Origin of the sequence: Hydrogenophaga taeniospiralis (assembly GCF_020510445.1) — a bacterium.
Classification (GTDB): domain Bacteria; phylum Pseudomonadota; class Gammaproteobacteria; order Burkholderiales; family Burkholderiaceae_C; genus Hydrogenophaga.
This window is the reverse complement of the sequence record NZ_JAHBAG010000001.1, coordinates 700,071-715,547: the sequence shown is the minus strand read 5'-3', so window position 1 is coordinate 715,547 and position 15,477 is coordinate 700,071. Positions and strand designations below refer to the sequence as shown.

Annotated in this window: 16 protein-coding genes and 1 riboswitch; of the genes, 13 read left to right on the top strand and 3 right to left on the bottom strand. The window is 67.5% G+C overall.

All coding sequences use genetic code 11. The features are described 5' to 3' along the window. Window positions 1–19: 19 nt before the first annotated feature. The 7 genes from KIH07_RS03445 to KIH07_RS03415 all read left to right on the top strand — a co-directional run bounded on the left by KIH07_RS03445 (window position 20) and on the right by KIH07_RS03415 (window position 6,779). Window positions 20–418, top strand: coding sequence for a ribonuclease P protein component (locus tag KIH07_RS03445; protein ID WP_413465694.1), 399 nt, complete (start codon window positions 20–22; stop codon window positions 416–418). After that, the gene (gene yidD, locus KIH07_RS03440) at window positions 408–695 is read left to right on the top strand and encodes a membrane protein insertion efficiency factor YidD (RefSeq protein WP_226490633.1); all 288 of its coding nucleotides are present in this window, start codon (window positions 408–410) and stop codon (window positions 693–695) included. Before KIH07_RS03445 ends, yidD begins: the two co-directional genes overlap by 11 nt. Beyond that, entirely contained in the window at window positions 692–2,398 is a 1,707-nt protein-coding gene (gene yidC, locus KIH07_RS03435; protein ID WP_226490632.1) for a membrane protein insertase YidC, read from the top strand. Before yidD ends, yidC begins: the two co-directional genes overlap by 4 nt. A 173-nt stretch (window positions 2,399–2,571) precedes the next feature. Further along, window positions 2,572–3,993: a tRNA uridine-5-carboxymethylaminomethyl(34) synthesis GTPase MnmE gene (gene mnmE / locus KIH07_RS03430; RefSeq protein WP_226490631.1), complete on the top strand. Its 1,422-nt coding sequence runs from the start codon at window positions 2,572–2,574 to the stop codon at window positions 3,991–3,993. A 43-nt stretch (window positions 3,994–4,036) separates the two neighbouring features. Then, a complete protein-coding gene (locus KIH07_RS03425; protein WP_226490630.1) occupies window positions 4,037–5,395 on the top strand; it encodes a YncE family protein in 1,359 nt (452 codons plus the stop codon). A 133-nt stretch (window positions 5,396–5,528) separates the two neighbouring features. After that, window positions 5,529–6,020, top strand: a complete 492-nt coding sequence (locus tag KIH07_RS03420) for a Crp/Fnr family transcriptional regulator (protein ID WP_226490629.1) — start codon at window positions 5,529–5,531, stop codon at window positions 6,018–6,020. Between the two features lie 87 nt (window positions 6,021–6,107). Next, a complete protein-coding gene (locus KIH07_RS03415) occupies window positions 6,108–6,779 on the top strand; it encodes a hypothetical protein (RefSeq protein WP_226490628.1) in 672 nt (223 codons plus the stop codon). 21 nt (window positions 6,780–6,800) lie between these two features. On the opposite strand, the gene KIH07_RS03410 is transcribed toward KIH07_RS03415, so the two are convergent. Both KIH07_RS03410 and KIH07_RS03405 read right to left on the bottom strand, forming a co-directional pair. After that, entirely contained in the window at window positions 6,801–7,346 is a 546-nt protein-coding gene (locus KIH07_RS03410) for an adenine phosphoribosyltransferase (protein WP_068170707.1), read from the bottom strand. Between the two features lie 70 nt (window positions 7,347–7,416). Beyond that, window positions 7,417–9,402: a cation:proton antiporter gene (locus KIH07_RS03405; protein ID WP_226490627.1), complete on the bottom strand. Its 1,986-nt coding sequence runs from the start codon at window positions 9,400–9,402 to the stop codon at window positions 7,417–7,419. Window positions 9,403–9,472: 70 nt separating this feature from the next. Here KIH07_RS03405 and KIH07_RS03400 point away from each other — a divergent pair, with 70 nt between their 5' ends. The 4 genes from KIH07_RS03400 to KIH07_RS03385 all read left to right on the top strand — a co-directional run bounded on the left by KIH07_RS03400 (window position 9,473) and on the right by KIH07_RS03385 (window position 12,640). After that, window positions 9,473–10,471 (top strand): KpsF/GutQ family sugar-phosphate isomerase, encoded by a 999-nt coding sequence (locus KIH07_RS03400; RefSeq protein ID WP_226490626.1) that lies wholly within the window; start codon window positions 9,473–9,475, stop codon window positions 10,469–10,471. A gap of 72 nt (window positions 10,472–10,543) precedes the next feature. Continuing rightward, window positions 10,544–11,113, top strand: coding sequence for a KdsC family phosphatase (locus KIH07_RS03395; protein WP_226490625.1), 570 nt, complete (start codon window positions 10,544–10,546; stop codon window positions 11,111–11,113). Then, window positions 11,110–11,766 carry an LPS export ABC transporter periplasmic protein LptC gene (gene lptC, locus KIH07_RS03390; RefSeq protein WP_226490624.1) on the top strand — a complete coding sequence of 219 codons (657 nt, stop codon included), beginning with the start codon at window positions 11,110–11,112 and terminating at the stop codon, window positions 11,764–11,766. Before KIH07_RS03395 ends, lptC begins: the two co-directional genes overlap by 4 nt. Before the next feature lie 40 nt (window positions 11,767–11,806). Next, window positions 11,807–12,640 carry an SDR family oxidoreductase gene (locus tag KIH07_RS03385; RefSeq protein ID WP_226490623.1) on the top strand — a complete coding sequence of 278 codons (834 nt, stop codon included), beginning with the start codon at window positions 11,807–11,809 and terminating at the stop codon, window positions 12,638–12,640. Window positions 12,641–12,712: 72 nt separating this feature from the next. On the opposite strand, the gene KIH07_RS03380 is transcribed toward KIH07_RS03385, so the two are convergent. After that, on the bottom strand, window positions 12,713–13,120 hold the full coding sequence (locus tag KIH07_RS03380) for an RNA recognition motif domain-containing protein (RefSeq protein WP_226490622.1): 408 nt from the start codon (window positions 13,118–13,120) through the stop codon (window positions 12,713–12,715). A 324-nt stretch (window positions 13,121–13,444) separates the two neighbouring features. Further along, window positions 13,445–13,520: riboswitch (SAM riboswitch) on the top strand. Window positions 13,521–13,574: 54 nt separating this feature from the next. Here KIH07_RS03380 and metX point away from each other — a divergent pair. Both metX and metW read left to right on the top strand, forming a co-directional pair. Beyond that, window positions 13,575–14,753 carry a homoserine O-succinyltransferase MetX gene (metX, locus tag KIH07_RS03375; RefSeq protein ID WP_226490621.1) on the top strand — a complete coding sequence of 393 codons (1,179 nt, stop codon included), beginning with the start codon at window positions 13,575–13,577 and terminating at the stop codon, window positions 14,751–14,753. Beyond that, the gene (metW, locus tag KIH07_RS03370; protein ID WP_226490620.1) at window positions 14,750–15,331 is read left to right on the top strand and encodes a methionine biosynthesis protein MetW; all 582 of its coding nucleotides are present in this window, start codon (window positions 14,750–14,752) and stop codon (window positions 15,329–15,331) included. Before metX ends, metW begins: the two co-directional genes overlap by 4 nt. Window positions 15,332–15,477: the final 146 nt, after the last annotated feature.

Below are 15,477 nucleotides of genomic sequence, written 5' to 3'. Positions count from 1 at the left end.
GCAGCAGTTCCAGGCCGTCATGGCGGGTTCCCCTGTGGCCAAAACCCCCCACTTTGCCCTGCACCGTGCGGCGCTGAGCAGCGCCCACGAAGGTCGGGCGCTGTTTCCCGTGGCCGATGCCTGGCTGGGTGTTCTCCTGCCCAAACGCTGGGCCAAGCGCGCGGTGACGCGCAATGCCATCCGCCGCCAGATCTACGAGCTGGCCCGCGAGAAGGCGACCAGTCTGCCCCAGGCGGCGTTGGTGGTGCGTCTGCGCAGCGAGTTCAGTCGCCAGCAGTTCGTGAGCGCCACCTCCGACGCCCTCAAGCGCGCGGTGCGGGCCGAACTCGTCCAGTTGCTGGAGCGTGTGGCGCCCCGGGGAGCCGTCGAGGTGCCGGGTCGCGCCACCGTGGCCTCAGGAGATTCCCGTGCTGTCTGACTGGCCGCGTCTGGGTCTGCTCGGCGTGGTCAAGGGCTACCGGCTGCTGCTCAGTCCCTGGCTGGGCAGCGGTTGCCGTTTTGAGCCCACCTGTTCGGTATACGCCATCGGCGCACTGGAGCGCCACGGAGCGCTGGCGGGCAGCTACCTGACGCTCAAGCGGCTGGGCCGCTGCCAGCCGTGGTGCGCAGGCGGTTGCGACCCGGTCCCGGAGGTCGCCCCGGCCCTGTTTTCCGGTCTGATTTCACCTTCCTCAGAAAAGAAGAACCCGTCATGAATGACATCCGTCGGTCCATCCTGTGGGTGGTTTTTGGTCTTTCGATGGTCCTGATCTGGGACAAGTGGCAAATCCACAACGGGCACAAACCCACCTTTTTCCCGGGTTCGGCCACGGTGACCAGCCCGGCCACGCCGGCCGGCAAGGCGCCCGCCGCGGCCGCAGACGCGAGCCTGCCGGCGGCGGCGGGCCAACCGGGTGTGACGGCGAGTGGCGAAACGCCGGCGGGTGCACCCAGCGCGGTGGCGCAGCGCGTCGAGGTCAGCACCGATGTGCTCAAGCTGGTGTTCAACACCGAGGGGGGCTCGGTGATCGGCGCGCAGCTGTTCAAGCACGCCGAGGCCACGGGCTCCAGCAAGGACCAGCAGAAACAACCGTTCACCCTGCTGACCCAGGACGCCAACCGCACCTATGTGGCCCAGACCGGCCTGATCGGCGGGACCTTCCCGACCCACAAGACCGCCATGACGCTGGTGCCGGGCAACACCACGCTGGCCGAGGGCCAGAACGAACTCCAGGTGCGCTTTGAATCGGCCGAGGTCGGTGGCGTGAAGCTGGTCAAGACCTACACCCTGACCCGTGGCCGCTACGACATCGGTGTGCAGCACGAGGTGGTCAACAACAGCGGCCAGCCCGTGAACCCGCAGCTCTACCTGCAGCTGGTGCGCGACGGCAACAAGCTCAGCAGCGAGACGCCGTTCTACTCCACCTTCACCGGCCCGGCCGTCTACACCGAGGCGCAGAAGTACCAGAAGATCGAGTTCGCCGATATCGAGAAGAACAAGGCGAGCTTCGAGAAGACCGCGACCAACGGCTACGTGGCCATGGTGCAGCACTACTTTGCGTCGGCCTGGTTGCTGGCCGACGGTGTGGCGCGCGACAACTTTGCCCGCCGCATCGACAACAACCTGTACGCCGTGGGCGCGATCACCACCCTGCCCGCGGTCGCACCCGGCCAGAGCCAGAGCGTGCAGTCGCGCCTGTTCATCGGCCCGCAGGAAGAAAAAGTGCTGGAGCTCATCACCCCCGGTCTGGAGCTGGTGAAGGACTATGGCTGGCTCACCATCCTGGCCAAGCCGCTGTACTGGCTGCTGGAGAAGATCCACGGTTTCGTGGCCAACTGGGGCTGGTCCATCGTGTTGCTGGTGGTGCTGATCAAGGCGGCGTTCTACTGGCTCAACGCCAGCGCCTACCGCAGCATGGCCAAGATGAAGAAGATCAATCCCCGCATCATGGAAATGCGCGAGCGCCTCAAGGGCAATCCGCAGCAGATGCAGCAGGAGATGATGAAGATGTACCGGGAAGAGAAGGTCAACCCGCTGGGCGGCTGTTTCCCGATCCTGATCCAGATCCCGGTGTTCATCGCGCTCTACTGGGTGTTGCTCTCCAGCGTGGAAATGCGCAACGCGCCCTGGATGGCCTGGATCACCGACCTCTCGTCGCCCGATCCGTTCTACATCCTGCCGCTGGTGATGGCCGTCACCACCATGATCCAGACAGCGCTCAACCCGCTGCCGCCCGACCCGTTGCAGGCCAAGCTGATGTGGATGATGCCGCTGATGTTCTCGGTCATGTTCTTCTTCTTCCCGGCCGGCCTGGTGCTGTACTGGATCACCAACAACGTGCTGACCATCGCACAGCAGTCCTTCATCAACAAACGCCTGGGCGTGCCGCTGAAGTTCAACCTGCCGAAATTCAAATGACCCCCCTGCGCCGCTGACGCGGCTTCCCCCCTGGGAGGGGGGACGACACCTTGGGCCGGCGGAGCCGGACCCTGGGTGTCCCTGGATGGGGCATTTCCTTCCCCTCTTTCCCGGGCCTGCTTTGCAGGCCCTTTTTGTTGGTTTCCGGGCGTTGCCCTTTATGCTTGTTACCTATGCTTGCAACTTCCCGCGACCCCATCGTTGCCATCGCCACCGCGCCGGGCCGTGGGGCGGTGGGCATCGTGCGGGTGTCGGGGCGTGGGCTGGGGCCGTTCGTGCAGGCCCTGCTCGGGCGCGATCTCCGACCGCGTGAGGCGACCTACCTGCCCTTCCCGGACGGGCAGGGCCAGCCGATCGACCACGGTCTGGCCCTATGGTTTCCCGGGCCCCATTCCTACACCGGCGAAGACGTGCTGGAGCTGCAGGGCCACGGCGGCCCGGTGGTGCTGCAGCTGCTGCTGGCGCGCTGCCTCGCCGTGGCGCAGTCGGCCACCGCCGAGGGGCAGCCGCAGTTGCCCGGCCTGCGCCCGGCCCGGCCCGGTGAGTTCACCGAGCGGGCCTTTCTCAACGACAAGCTCGACCTGGCCCAGGCCGAGGCCGTGGCCGACCTGATCGATGCCAGCACCGAGGCCGCCGCGCGCAGCGCCAGCCGTTCGTTGGCCGGCGTGTTTTCCGAGCGCATCCACGCCTTGCGCGATGCCTTGATCCACCTGCGCATGCTGGTGGAGGCGACACTGGATTTCCCCGAGGAAGAGATCGACTTCCTGAAACAGGCCGACGCCGCCGGCCAACTGCGGCGCTTGCGTGACGCGCTGGCTGGCGTGCAGGCCCAGGCGCGCCAGGGCGCGCTGCTGCGCGATGGCTTGAAGGTGGTGATCGCCGGTCAGCCCAACGCGGGCAAGAGTTCGCTGCTCAACGCGCTGGCCGGCGCCGAACTTGCCATCGTCACGCCGATCGCCGGCACCACGCGCGACGTGGTGCAGCAGACGATCCAGATCGAGGGGGTGCCGCTGCACGTGATCGACACCGCGGGCCTGCGCGACAGCCCGGATGTGAACGAGGTGGAACAAATCGGCATTGCGCGCGCCTGGGACCAGATCCAGGCGGCCGACGCCGTGCTGTTTCTGCACGACCTCACGCGCAGCCATGGGCAGACGTACCAGGCGGCCGACGCCGCCATCGCCGCGGCCCTGCCCGCGGACGTCACCGTGCTGCAGGTGTGGAACAAGGTGGACCAGATCGACGACGACGCCCGTGCCGCGCTGGGGCCGCGCCTGCAGCACGGGGAGCTGGTGCTGTCGGCCAAACAGGGCGACGGGCTGGAGGCCTTGCGCCAGCGGCTGCTGACGCTGGCGGGCTGGCAGCACGCGGGCGACGGGCTGTTCATGGCGCGTGAGCGCCACCTGCAGGCGCTGCAGCGCGTGGGCGCTCACCTCGACGGCGCGGCCATGTGGTTGTCCGCGCAGGCCGAGCACCTGGATCTGCTGGCCGAAGAGCTGCGCCTGGCACAGCACGCCCTGGGTGAAATCACCGGGGAATTCAGCGCCGACGATCTGCTGGGCGAGATCTTTTCGCGTTTCTGCATCGGGAAATAGCATGTTTCATCCGACGTTCTCGTCGTCGCCTCCGGATGCTTCCATGCCCCTGGCCACTGACGTGAACGCGCGCGACATGAGCCCCCTGCCCTGCACGGCCGATGCGCGGGTCTGGTCCGCGCTCGCCCGGATCGGGCGCACGGAGGATCTGCACTTTTCACCGAACAACCAACGGCTGGCCGTGGTGGGGCATCTGAAAAACCAGTTGCTGGTGCTGGACGTCGACGTGCCGCCGCTCGCGCAGGGCGGGACCATTCGCCTGATCGACTGCCTGGAGGTCCGCTCGGACGCGCTGGTCTATCCCCATGGCGTGTTCTGGACGGACGATCAGACCCTGATCGTCGCCAACCGCCAGGGCGAAGCGCCGGTGCTGCACATTCCCCGGGTGGCGCCGCCCACCAGGTCGCTGCACGTCGAGCCGTTGCGCATGCTCGGCACCGGGCCGCTGGGTGCCGCGCACACCCCCGGCTCGGTGGCCGTCGCTCCCCTGGGCGATGGCTGGATCGAGGTGCTGTTGTGCAACAACTACGCACACACGGTGTCCCAGCACCTGCTGAACCTGGATCAGCCGGCCACGCCGGACATGGCCTCGGTGCTGCTGGCCGATGGACTGGACATTCCCGACGGCATCGCCCTCAGCCACGATGGCCGCTGGATCGCCGTGAGCAACCACAACCACCACTGCGTTTTCGTGTATTCCAACGCCGCCACGCTCCATCCCCACAGCCGACCCGCAGGCGTGTTGCGTGGGGTCAGCTACCCCCACGGGCTGCGCTTCACGAGCGACGATCGTTTCATCCTGGTGGCCGACGCGGGCGAACCTTTCGTCCATCTTTATGGCCACGGCCAGGCCGGCTGGCGTGGTGAATTCCAGCCGCTGCAAACCCTGCGCACCGTGGACCAGGCCCGCTTCCTGCGCGGCCGCCACAACCCCCAGGAAGGGGGCCCCAAAGGCATCGCGATCGACCGCAGCAACCAGGTCTTCGCCACCACCTGCCACGAACAGCCGCTGGCCTTTTTCGACCTGCCCGCCGTGCTGCGGCCCTGGGCACAGGCCGCCTCCCGGGCGCCGTTGCCGTCTGGCCGGACCGAAGCCGAACCGGTCGGTTGGGCGCGCCATCTCCTGGGACTGAACCGTTCGAGGGCGCAATTGGTGGCGCGGCACCAGGCTGAGATCGCGGGCATCGAGCAAGAGATGTCGGGTCTCCAGCAGGCGCTCGAACAACAACGGTGCCTGGCCCAGGACCGCCTGGCCGACATCGAGGCATTGCAGCAGGCCCTGCAGCGACAGCAGCGGCACATGGACGCCGTGGCGCAAAGCCATTCCTGGCGCATCACCGCGCCGCTGCGGGCCTTGGCCGGCGGCCTGCGCCGATGGCGGGGCGATCGGCCCGGGGCCTGAGTTTCGCGTGGCTGCGACAGCTGTCCCGCCGCGGTCGCCGTCTGGCGCCAAAAGCCCACCGCCCGGAACCCAACTGTAAGCAGGGGTAAGTCCGCGCTTGCATCGAGCGAGCGCGCCCGGGTATGGTGCTGGGATGAATGCGTCCCTGCCCAATACCGAGCGCGCCGATGTCATGGGCCTTGCCCACGCGATGGCGCACAGCAATGCGCTGGATGCGGTGCCGCTGAATCTGGACGACGCCAAGTGGCAGACGCTGGCCAACTACCTGCAGCCGGTGAACCTGCAGCAGGGGCAGGCGCTGATCGAGCAGGGGGTCAAGGACCGCACCGTGTACTTTGTCGAGAGCGGCAGCCTGACGGTGCATTACGAAGACAGCCGTGAGCGCGTGCGCATCGCGGTGGTAGGGGCGGGATCGCTGCTCGGTGAAGGGGCGTTCTTCAGCCACCTGCCGCGCAGTGCCACGGTGCATGCCGGCAGCGCCTGCCGGCTCTGGTGTCTGACACCCTTGCGCTTTCGTGAGCTTTCCACGCGTTACCCGGAGATCGCCCTGGACCTGACGGTGGCGATGTCGGCCGTGTTGGCGCGCCGCATGTACAACAAGCCCAAGCGTGTGGCTGTGACGTGAATGGCCAACACGGGGGGTGTGAAATGCACCGACCGATGGACACTTTTTCTCTATACTGGTTGCAGCTGTCCTGCACACACTTCCATCATGTCCCTATTCAGCTGGTTGCGCGCCAAAAACACCCCCCACTCCTCCAAGGCCCCCAAAGGTTCCCGGGGGCGCCAGCGCAAGTCGTTTGGCCAGACCACGCTGCCGCTGATCTCACCCCGGCGCGGGCGGCGCATCCTGCGCCGCGAGCAGCTGTTTTCGGTGGTGCGCGAGTCGCTGATCCGGGGGGGCGTGCTCTCCACCAGCTACGAGTTCAAGGTGCTCACGCTGGACAGCAACGGCGACAAGTTCCTGGTTCTTGTTGATCTGGCGCTGCCTGCCGAGGCCATGCCCGATGAGTACCTGTTGGAGATCGAGCGCTGGATCCAGGCGAGCGCGAGCGCCCGCCACGAGATGACGGTGGGCTCGGTCTACTGGCGGCGCAAGCCCGGACACGACCAGCATGGCATCGCACTCAGGGCGGCCGTGTCGGCGCAGACCCGCCGTGAAACCGAACTGATCAGTGCCACCTCGATTCCGGTGCCGCCGCGCCCGACCATGCCCGAGCGCGTGCAGACGGTGGCCCGGGACGAGGTCGAGGCCTTCCGCCGCGCGCTGCAGAGCGCCGAAGCGCCCGCCCGTGAGCAGTCCGAGTCGGACCTGCACCTGCCGGTGCCCGAATCGCACAGCGACTTTTCGGCGCTGAGCGAAACGCAGTACGGCAAACTCTGAGGCCGCCGGCGTGCCGGGCACTCAGTGCCCGGCGAAATCGACCAGCGTGAACAGCTTCAGGCCCGAAGCCCGCAGCTTGTCGGAGCCGCCCAGTTCGGGCAGGTCCACGATGGCGGCGCCTTCCATCACCTCGGCCCCGAGTTTCTCAAGCAGACGGCGCCCGGCCATCATGGTGCCGCCGGTGGCGATCAGGTCGTCGATCAGCACCACGCGGTCACCCGCCTTGACCGCGTCGGTGTGCAGCTCCACCGTGGCGCTGCCGTATTCCAGTTCGTAGGTTTCCTGCACGGTGGTGAACGGCAGTTTGCCCTTCTTGCGGATCGGCACGAAACCCACCCCCAGCTCGTAGGCCAGTACGGACCCGATGATGAAGCCACGAGCGTCCAGGCCCGCCACGACGGTGGGGCGCAGCGCCGCGTCCATGTAGCGGTGCACGAACGCATCGATCAGCACCCGAAAGACCTTGGGGTCCTGCAGCAGCGGCGTGATGTCGCGGAACATCACGCCCGGCGCGGGCCAGTCGGGGACGGTGCGGATGTGGGACCGGAGGTAGGCGGACGTGTCCATGGTGTGCGGAAAGATGGGGGCGCGGGTTGGGCAGCGGTCATTCTGCGCCAGAAAGGACGTGATGCTGGCGTCAGCCTGTCAGCAGCTTGTCTTCGGCCAGGGCCAGGGCCGGGGCCTTGCCGCTGAGCACCAGGGTGTCGCCCCCTTCGAGCACGGTGTCGTCGTCGAAGCGGGCGGGCTGCCCGCTGGCGCGGCGCAAACTGGCGACACGCACGCCGATGGCTTCCAGCGCCAGGCTGCCCAGGGTCTTGCCCACGTTGCGTCCGGCCGTGGGCAGTGTCACGGTGTTGAGCCGTTCGTGCTCGATTTCGTCGGCGCCATCGTCGTCGGCGCCGTGGAAGTAGCCCTTGAGCAGGCTGTAGCGGGCATCGCGTTGGTCCTGCACCACGCGGATCACGCGCCGCATCGGCACACCCACCAGCGCCAGCGCGTGGCTGGCGAGCATCAGGCTGGCTTCGATGGCTTCAGGGACCACCTCGGTGGCGCCGGCCTGGCGCAGCTTTTCCAGATCGCCATCGTCCACGGTGCGCACCACCACCGGCACGTTCACCGCCTGCTCGTGGGTGTGGTGCAGGACCTTGAGCGCGCTGGCGGTGTCGAGGTAGGTCACCACCACCGCGCTGGCGCGGTGCAGGCCGGCGGCCATGAGCGCCTGCAGGCGCGCCGCATCACCGTAGACCACCGAATGGCCGGCCGCGGCGGCCTGGCGCACGCGGTCCGGGTCGAGGTCCAGCGCCATGTAGGGAATGTGTTCGGCTTCGAGCAGGCGTGCCAGGTTCTGCCCGCAGCGGCCGTAGCCGCAGATGATGACGTGCTTGTCGGTGTTGATCGCTTTGCGCGCGATGCTGGTCATCTGCACCGACTGCATCAGCCAGTCGCTGCCGACCACGCGGGTGACGATGTCGTTGGTGTACAGGATCACGAACGGCGTGGCCAGCATGGACAGCACCATGGAGGCCAGGATGGGGTTGAACAGCTGCGGCGGCACCAGGTTGTACTGCCCCGCCAGTGTCAGCAGCACCAGACCGAATTCCCCCGCCTGCGCCAGATACAGACCGGTGCGCAGCGCCACGCCCATGGACGCGCCGAACGCGCGGGTGAGGCCGGTGATCAGCGCCAGCTTGAAGGCCACCGACAGCGAGAACAGCAGCAGCACCAGCGGCCAGCGGTCCAGCACCAGGCGCCAGTCCAGCGTCATGCCGATGGTGATGAAGAACAGGCCCAGCAGCACGTCGTGGAACGGCCGGATGTCGGTCTCCACCTGGTGCTTGTACTCGGTCTCGGAAATCAGCATGCCGGCCACGAAGGCCCCCAGGGCCAGCGACAGGCCGGCGTGCTCGGTGAGCCAGGCCAGTCCCAGCGCGATCAGCAGCAGGTTGAGCATGAAAAGCTCGTCGCTCTTGCGCCGCGCCACCAGTGTGAGCCACCAGCGCATCACCCGCTGGCCGCCGGTGAGCAGCAGGCCGAGCAGGATCACCGCCTTGAACAGGGCCCACCCCAGCGCGGGCAGCAGGTTCTCCGGGGCCGCGCCCAGGGCCGGGATCAACACCAGCAACGGCACCACGGCCAGATCCTGGAACAGCAGGATGCCCAGCACACGCTTGCCGTGCTCGGACTCCAGCTCCAGGCGCTCGGCCATCAGCTTGATGACGATGGCCGTGCTGCTCATGGCCATGACGCCCCCGAGCGCCACCGCCATCTGCCACGACACGTGCCACCACGCCGGCAGCACCAGTGCCAGCAGCAGCGAAGCGGCGGTGGTCAGCAGCACGGTCAGCGCCACCTGCGACAGGCCCAGGCCGAACACGTGGCGCTTCATCGCGTGCAGTTTGGGCAGGCTGAATTCGAGTCCGATCACGAACATCAGGAACACCACGCCGAACTCCGCCAGGTACCGGATGCCGCCGGAATCCTGCGCCAGCGCCAAGGCGTTGGGCCCGATCAGCACGCCCACCACCAGATACCCCAGCATGGGTGGCAGCTTGAGCATGCGACACCCCACCACGCCCAACACGGCGGCAAGCAGGTACAGCAGGGCAATGTCCAGCGAATTCATCACCAGATGTTAACGGGCGCCGATGGCGCCGGACGGTGGTCTGGCGGGGTCCTGCTGTGATAATCCAAGGATGAGTCTGCCTCCCACATTCGATCCCTCCCGGGCCCTGTCCCTGGCGCGCGAGACCCTCGACATCGAAGCCCAGGCGGTCGCCGCGATGGCCCTGCGCCTGGACCGGCGCTTTGTGACCGCCCTGGAGCTGGTGCTCAAGAGCCGGGGCCGGGTGGTCGTGATGGGCATGGGCAAGAGCGGTCACATTGGCCGCAAGATCGCCGCCACACTGGCCTCGACCGGCACGCCGGCGATGTTCGTGCACCCGGCCGAGGCCAGCCATGGGGACCTGGGCATGATCACCGCGGACGACGTGGTGCTGGGCATCAGCAACAGCGGCGAGAGCGAAGAGCTCACCGCCCTCCTGCCGCTCATCAAGCGCATGGGCGTTCCCCTGCTGGCCATCACCGGGCGTGGCGACTCCACCCTGGGGCGCCACGCCGACGTGGTGCTGGACGCCTCGGTGGAAAAAGAAGCCTGCCCCCACAACCTGGCGCCCACGGCCAGCACCACCGCGCAGCTGGCGATGGGCGACGCGCTCGCGGTGGCCTTGCTCGACGCGCGTGGCTTCAAGGCCGACGACTTCGCCCGCTCCCACCCCGGTGGCTCGCTGGGGCGCAAGCTGCTGACCCATGTGAGCGACGTGATGCGCAGCGGCGATGCCGTGCCCCGCGTCTCGCGGGAGGCCGGCCTGATGGACCTGATGCGCGAGATCAGCGCCAAGGGACTGGGCATGAGCGCCATCGTGGACGCGGACAACCGGGTGCTGGGCATCTTCACCGACGGCGACCTGCGCCGCCTGATCGAGAAGACCGGCAGCAGCGCGGATCTGCGCACCTTGTCGGCGCGCGATGTGATGCACCCCAACCCCCGCACCGTGCACGCCGACGCGCTGGCGGTGGAGGCCGCGGGTCTGATGGAAGCCAGTCGCATCACCAGCGTGCTGGTGGTGGACGAGCAGGGCCGCCTGTCGGGCGCGCTCAACAGCAACGACCTGATGCGAGCGAAAGTGATTTGACCCCCCGGTTCCGCGGCACCCTGGCGCGAAGGCCCTCCACTCGAACGCATCCTCTCCAGTTAGCATTGCCCCATGTCCCTGTCCGAATTGCCACCGCTGCGTCCCACACTGAACTTTGCGCCCGAGCTGCTGCTGCGCGCGCAGTCCGTGCGCGTGGTGTTTTTTGACGTGGACGGGGTGCTGACCGACGGCGGGCTGTATTTCACGGAAAGCGGGGAAACGATCAAGCGTTTTCACACCCTCGACGGTCACGGCATCAAATTGCTGCAGCGCGCGGGTATCACGCCTGCGGTGGTGACCGGACGCGATTCGGCCGCCCTGCGCAAACGCCTGGACGCCCTGGGCGTGACACACGCCCGGTTCGGCACCGAAGACAAGGGCCCGGCGGCCGAGGCCATCCTGGCCGAGCTGGGGCTGGACTGGGCCGAGGCCGCGGCCATGGGCGATGACTGGCCCGACCTGCCCCTGCTGCGCCGTGCCGCGTTCGCCTGCGCGCCGCCCACCGCCCACCCCGAGGTGCTGGCGCTGGCCCACCATGTGACGCAGCGACAGCCCGGCGCGGGCGCCGTGCGTGAGCTGTGCGACCTGCTGCTGGTGGCCGGTGGCCGCTATGCGCGGGAACTGGAAATGGCCGCCCGATGAGCACCACCGCCCCCAGCGTGCCTGAACTCCGTGTGCTTCGTCGATCGGGATTCAGCCCGAGCCGGTTCTGGGACCAGATCTCCATCTACCTGCCGGTGTTGATCATGGGCCTGCTGGCCCTGGCGTCCTACTGGCTGCTGGCCTCCACGCCGGAGCTGGAACTGCCGGCGGCGGCCCGCCCGCCGACCCACGAGCCCGACTATTTCATGCGCCGGTTCTCGGTCAAGGTGTTCGATCCGGTTGGCGCGCTCACCACCGAGGTCTATGGGGTCGAGGCACGACACCATCCGGACACCGACACGATCGAAATCGACGAGGCCCGCATCCGCTCGTACAACCCCCAGCGTCTGCTGACCGTTGCCACCGCCGAAAAAGTGACCAGCAACGGGGACAGCACAGTGTTCATCCTGGAGGGCAACGCGTCGGTGGTCCGACAGGCGGGGCCCAACGCCGCCGGCGAGATGCAGCCCCGCATGGAGTTCCATGGCGAATACCTGCGGATCACGCTGAAGCCCGAGCACATCGAGTCGGACCGGCCCGTTTTGCTGATTCGCGGCCGGGACCAGATCACCGCCGATGTGCTGGACTACCGCGGGGACAGCCGTGTGGCGGTGCTCAGCGGGCGCGTGCGCGCCCAGCTCGCTCCGCGCTGACCATTGCGTCCCGAGGCTGGCAGACCCGATTCCTGAGTCCATGACAGCGCTTCATCCACCTTCCGCCACCCCGCTGGTCTTCATCACCGGTGCCTCCAGTGGCATCGGCCAGGCGCTGGCCAGCCGGTTCGCGCGCGCCGGGTACCGGCTGGCGCTGGTGGCCCGGCGCAGCGCCGAACTGCAGGCCTGGTCCGATGCGCAGGGCCACGGACCCGAGCGCTGCCGCGTCTACAGCGCCGATGTGGCCGACACCGACAGCATCGTGGCCGCGGGTCTGGCGTGCCTGGCCGCACAGGGGGTGCCCGATGTGGTGATCGCCAATGCCGGCATCAGCATCGGCATGGACACCGCCGAACGGGGGGACATCGACGTGATGGCCCGCACCTTCGCCACCAACAACACCGGTCTGGCCGCCACCTTCCATCCCTTCCTGAGCGCCATGGTGGCGCGCGGCAGCGGGAGTCTGGTGGGCATCGCCAGCGTGGCGGCGATTCGTGGTCTGCCCGGGCACGGCGCCTATTGTGCGAGCAAGGCCGGCGTGGTGGCTTACTGCGAAAGCCTGCGTGGCGAACTGCGTGGCAGCGGCGTGGCGGTGGTGACCCTGCTGCCAGGTTACGTGGACACGCCCCTGACGCAGAAAAACCGCTACACCATGCCTTTCCTGCTGAGCGCCGAGACCTTCGCCGACCGCGCCTTCGAAGCCATCGGTGCGCAGACCAGCTACCGCGTCATTCCCTGGCAGATGGGCGTGGTGGCCAAGCTGCTGCGCCTGTTGCCCAACCCGCTGTACGACCGCCTGCTGGCCGGGCGGCCACGCAAGCACCGGGAGCCTCAGCCGCACACCCGCCCTGAACCGCCAGAGCCGGGGGCATGAAAAAAGCCCCGAGGCGCGGAGCCTGGGGGCTTTTGGGATGTTCAGATCGCTGAAGCGGTCTGGTGAGGGCGATCAGTAACCGCCGCGGCCACCACCGCCACCGCCTTCACGACGGCCACCGCCGCCGTAGGGGCTGCGGAAACCACCGTCGCTGCCGCCACCGCCACCAAAGCCGCCGCCACCGCTGCGGCCACCGCCGAAGCCACCACCACCGCTGCGGGGGGGACGGGCTTCCATCGGACGGGCTTCGTTCACGACGAGGCTACGGCCACCCAGGGACTGACCATTCATGCCTTCAACGGCGGCCAGTGCCTCGGCATCGCTGCCCATTTCCACAAAGCCGAAGCCTTTGGAGCGACCGGTGTCGCGTTCCATCATGACCTTGGCGCTGTTCACAGAGCCGTAGGCGCTGAAAGCTTGTTGCAGGTCTTCGTCGCGCACGGTGTAAGGCAGGTTGCCCACGTACAGTTTGTTGCCCATGGTTGGGACTCCTAATAACACTGAGAAAAATAGCGATGGAGCCCCGTTAGCACACAAAAACCTGTAGCACGCGAAACCAACCGATCACTTGTTCAAGCGAGGTTTTCAGACACTCGCGTGGGCATTATGCGCCCAATGCCCCATCCGCAGTGACATTTTTTCCCGGCCCGTCAAGCCGTTCATCTCGCGATGCGGAATAACAACACCCGCATTCCAGGGGCCACGGCGCTGCCGCAAAACCCACGTGGCGTCGGGGCCGAAGCGTGCTGACATGGTGCTTCCGGACGTGGTGGGGGCTGCACGGGCACAGCGCTTCAATTTATACTCGCCACCAGCGCCGATTTGATCCAGATTGCGGGCGCTTTAGAAATGCCGCTAAAGGGGAGATTCCCGGTCTCGCTTTTGGCGGCACCGGGTTTTTTGTTTTTGGACCCTGTCGCGCAGGGAAGCACCAGTGATCGTCACGCCCCAAACGTTCCGATTCGATACGCCGCTGCCGCTGAAAAGCGGCGCGACACTGCCTGCTTACGAGCTGGTGGTGGAAACCTACGGCACGCTCAACGCCGACCGCTCCAACGCGGTGCTGGTGTGCCATGCCCTCAATGCCTCGCACCACGTCGCCGGCTGGCACGCGGACGCCAACGGCCATCCGCTGCCCCGCAGCGAGGGCTGGTGGCACAGCATGATCGGTCCGGGCAAGGCGGTGGACACGGACAAGTGGTTCGTGATCGGTGTCAACAACCTGGGATCCTGTTTCGGCTCCACCGGACCCACGCACACCAACCCCGCCACCGGCCAACCCTGGGGCGCGGACTTCCCCGTGGTCACGGTGGAAGACTGGGTCAACGCGCAGGCACGCCTGCTCGACGCCATGGGCATCCAGACGCTGGCCGCCGTGATGGGCGGCAGCCTGGGCGGCATGCAGACCCTGAGCTGGACGCTGCAGTACCCCGAGCGCGTGCGCCACGCCATCGTGGTGGCCAGCGCACCCAACCTCACGGCCGAGAACATCGCCTTCAACGAGGTGGCGCGCCGCGCCATCGTGACCGACCCCGACTTCCACGGTGGCCACTACCTGCGCGAGGGCACCCTGCCCCGGCGCGGTCTGCGCATCGCCCGCATGATCGGCCACATCACGTACCTGAGCGACGACGTGATGAACGAGAAGTTCGGCCGTTCGCTGCGCACCACCAACGGGGACGATCCGGCCGACACCGCCGAGCTGGCGTACCGCTACACCACGCAGGACGTGGAGTTCCAGATCGAGAGCTACCTGCGCTACCAGGGCGACAAGTTCAGCGAGTACTTCGACGCCAACACCTACCTGCTGATCACCCGCGCGCTCGATTATTTCGACCCTGCGCGCGAACACGGTGGCAGCCTGAGTGCCGCGCTGGCGCGTGCGAAGGCCCGGTTCCTGCTGGTGAGCTTCACCACCGACTGGCGCTTCTCGCCGGCGCGCAGCCGCGAGATGGTCAAGGCCCTGATGGAAAACGGGCGCGACGTGAGCTACGCCGAAATCGACGCGCCGCACGGCCACGACGCCTTCCTGCTCGACGACCCGCGTTACCACCAGGCGGTGCGGGCCTATTTCGAGCACACGGTGGGCCAGGCTTCGGGAGGTCAGGCATGAGCGAAAAGGCCATTCTGGAATCGATTGCCCGCCTGGTGCCGCCGGGCTCGCGCGTGCTCGATCTGGGCTGCGGCGACGGCGCCCTGCTGGCCCACCTGCAGGCCACGCGCGGCTGCAGCGGCTACGGCGTGGAGATCGACGACGCCAAGGTGCTGGCCTGCGTCAAACGCGGCGTCAACGTGCTGCAGCTCAACCTCGAAGGTGGCCTGACCATGTTCGGCGACGACGCCTTTGACGTGGTGCTGCAGATCGACACCCTGCAGCACCTGCGCAACGCGCAGACCATGCTGCTGGAGACCGCGCGCGTGGGGCGCCTGGGCATCGTGGCTTTCCCCAACTTCGCCCATTGGCCCAACCGGCTGGCGGTGTTGCAGGGCCGCATGCCGGTGACCAAGCGCCTGCCCTACCAGTGGTACGACACGCCCAACATCCGTGTCGGCACCTACCGCGACTTCGAGGTGCTCGCGCGCCGCAACGGCCTCACCATCGAAGACAGCTTCGGCCTGCACGAAGGCCAAGAGGTCCGCACCCTGCCCAACCTGCTGGCCAGCACGGCGGTGTTCCGCTTCTCCAGCTGAGGCGCTGCCCACCTCGCGTGCGGCTCCTGCCGTGAAGTCGCCGGGCGCTGCTGCGGTGCTGGCGGGTACCGGGCACATCGCGGCCAGCGCCACGCCGGCCTTCGTCCCGTGTCCGGGCACGTCTGAATCGCCCCTGGTTGCCAGAA

Coding starts and splice junctions, on each gene's coding strand:
- KIH07_RS03445 (WP_413465694.1), top strand. CDS start 20: ATGGCGGGTTCCCCTGTGGCCAAAACCCCCCACTTTGCCCTGCACCGT.
- yidC (WP_226490632.1), top strand. CDS start 692: ATGAATGACATCCGTCGGTCCATCCTGTGGGTGGTTTTTGGTCTTTCG.
- mnmE (WP_226490631.1), top strand. CDS start 2,572: ATGCTTGCAACTTCCCGCGACCCCATCGTTGCCATCGCCACCGCGCCG.
- KIH07_RS03425 (WP_226490630.1), top strand. CDS start 4,037: ATGCCCCTGGCCACTGACGTGAACGCGCGCGACATGAGCCCCCTGCCC.
- KIH07_RS03420 (WP_226490629.1), top strand. CDS start 5,529: ATGAATGCGTCCCTGCCCAATACCGAGCGCGCCGATGTCATGGGCCTT.
- KIH07_RS03415 (WP_226490628.1), top strand. CDS start 6,108: ATGTCCCTATTCAGCTGGTTGCGCGCCAAAAACACCCCCCACTCCTCC.
- KIH07_RS03410 (WP_068170707.1), bottom strand. CDS start 7,346: ATGGACACGTCCGCCTACCTCCGGTCCCACATCCGCACCGTCCCCGAC.
- KIH07_RS03405 (WP_226490627.1), bottom strand. CDS start 9,402: ATGAATTCGCTGGACATTGCCCTGCTGTACCTGCTTGCCGCCGTGTTG.
- KIH07_RS03400 (WP_226490626.1), top strand. CDS start 9,473: ATGAGTCTGCCTCCCACATTCGATCCCTCCCGGGCCCTGTCCCTGGCG.
- KIH07_RS03395 (WP_226490625.1), top strand. CDS start 10,544: ATGTCCCTGTCCGAATTGCCACCGCTGCGTCCCACACTGAACTTTGCG.
- lptC (WP_226490624.1), top strand. CDS start 11,110: ATGAGCACCACCGCCCCCAGCGTGCCTGAACTCCGTGTGCTTCGTCGA.
- KIH07_RS03385 (WP_226490623.1), top strand. CDS start 11,807: ATGACAGCGCTTCATCCACCTTCCGCCACCCCGCTGGTCTTCATCACC.
- KIH07_RS03380 (WP_226490622.1), bottom strand. CDS start 13,120: ATGGGCAACAAACTGTACGTGGGCAACCTGCCTTACACCGTGCGCGAC.
- metW (WP_226490620.1), top strand. CDS start 14,750: ATGAGCGAAAAGGCCATTCTGGAATCGATTGCCCGCCTGGTGCCGCCG.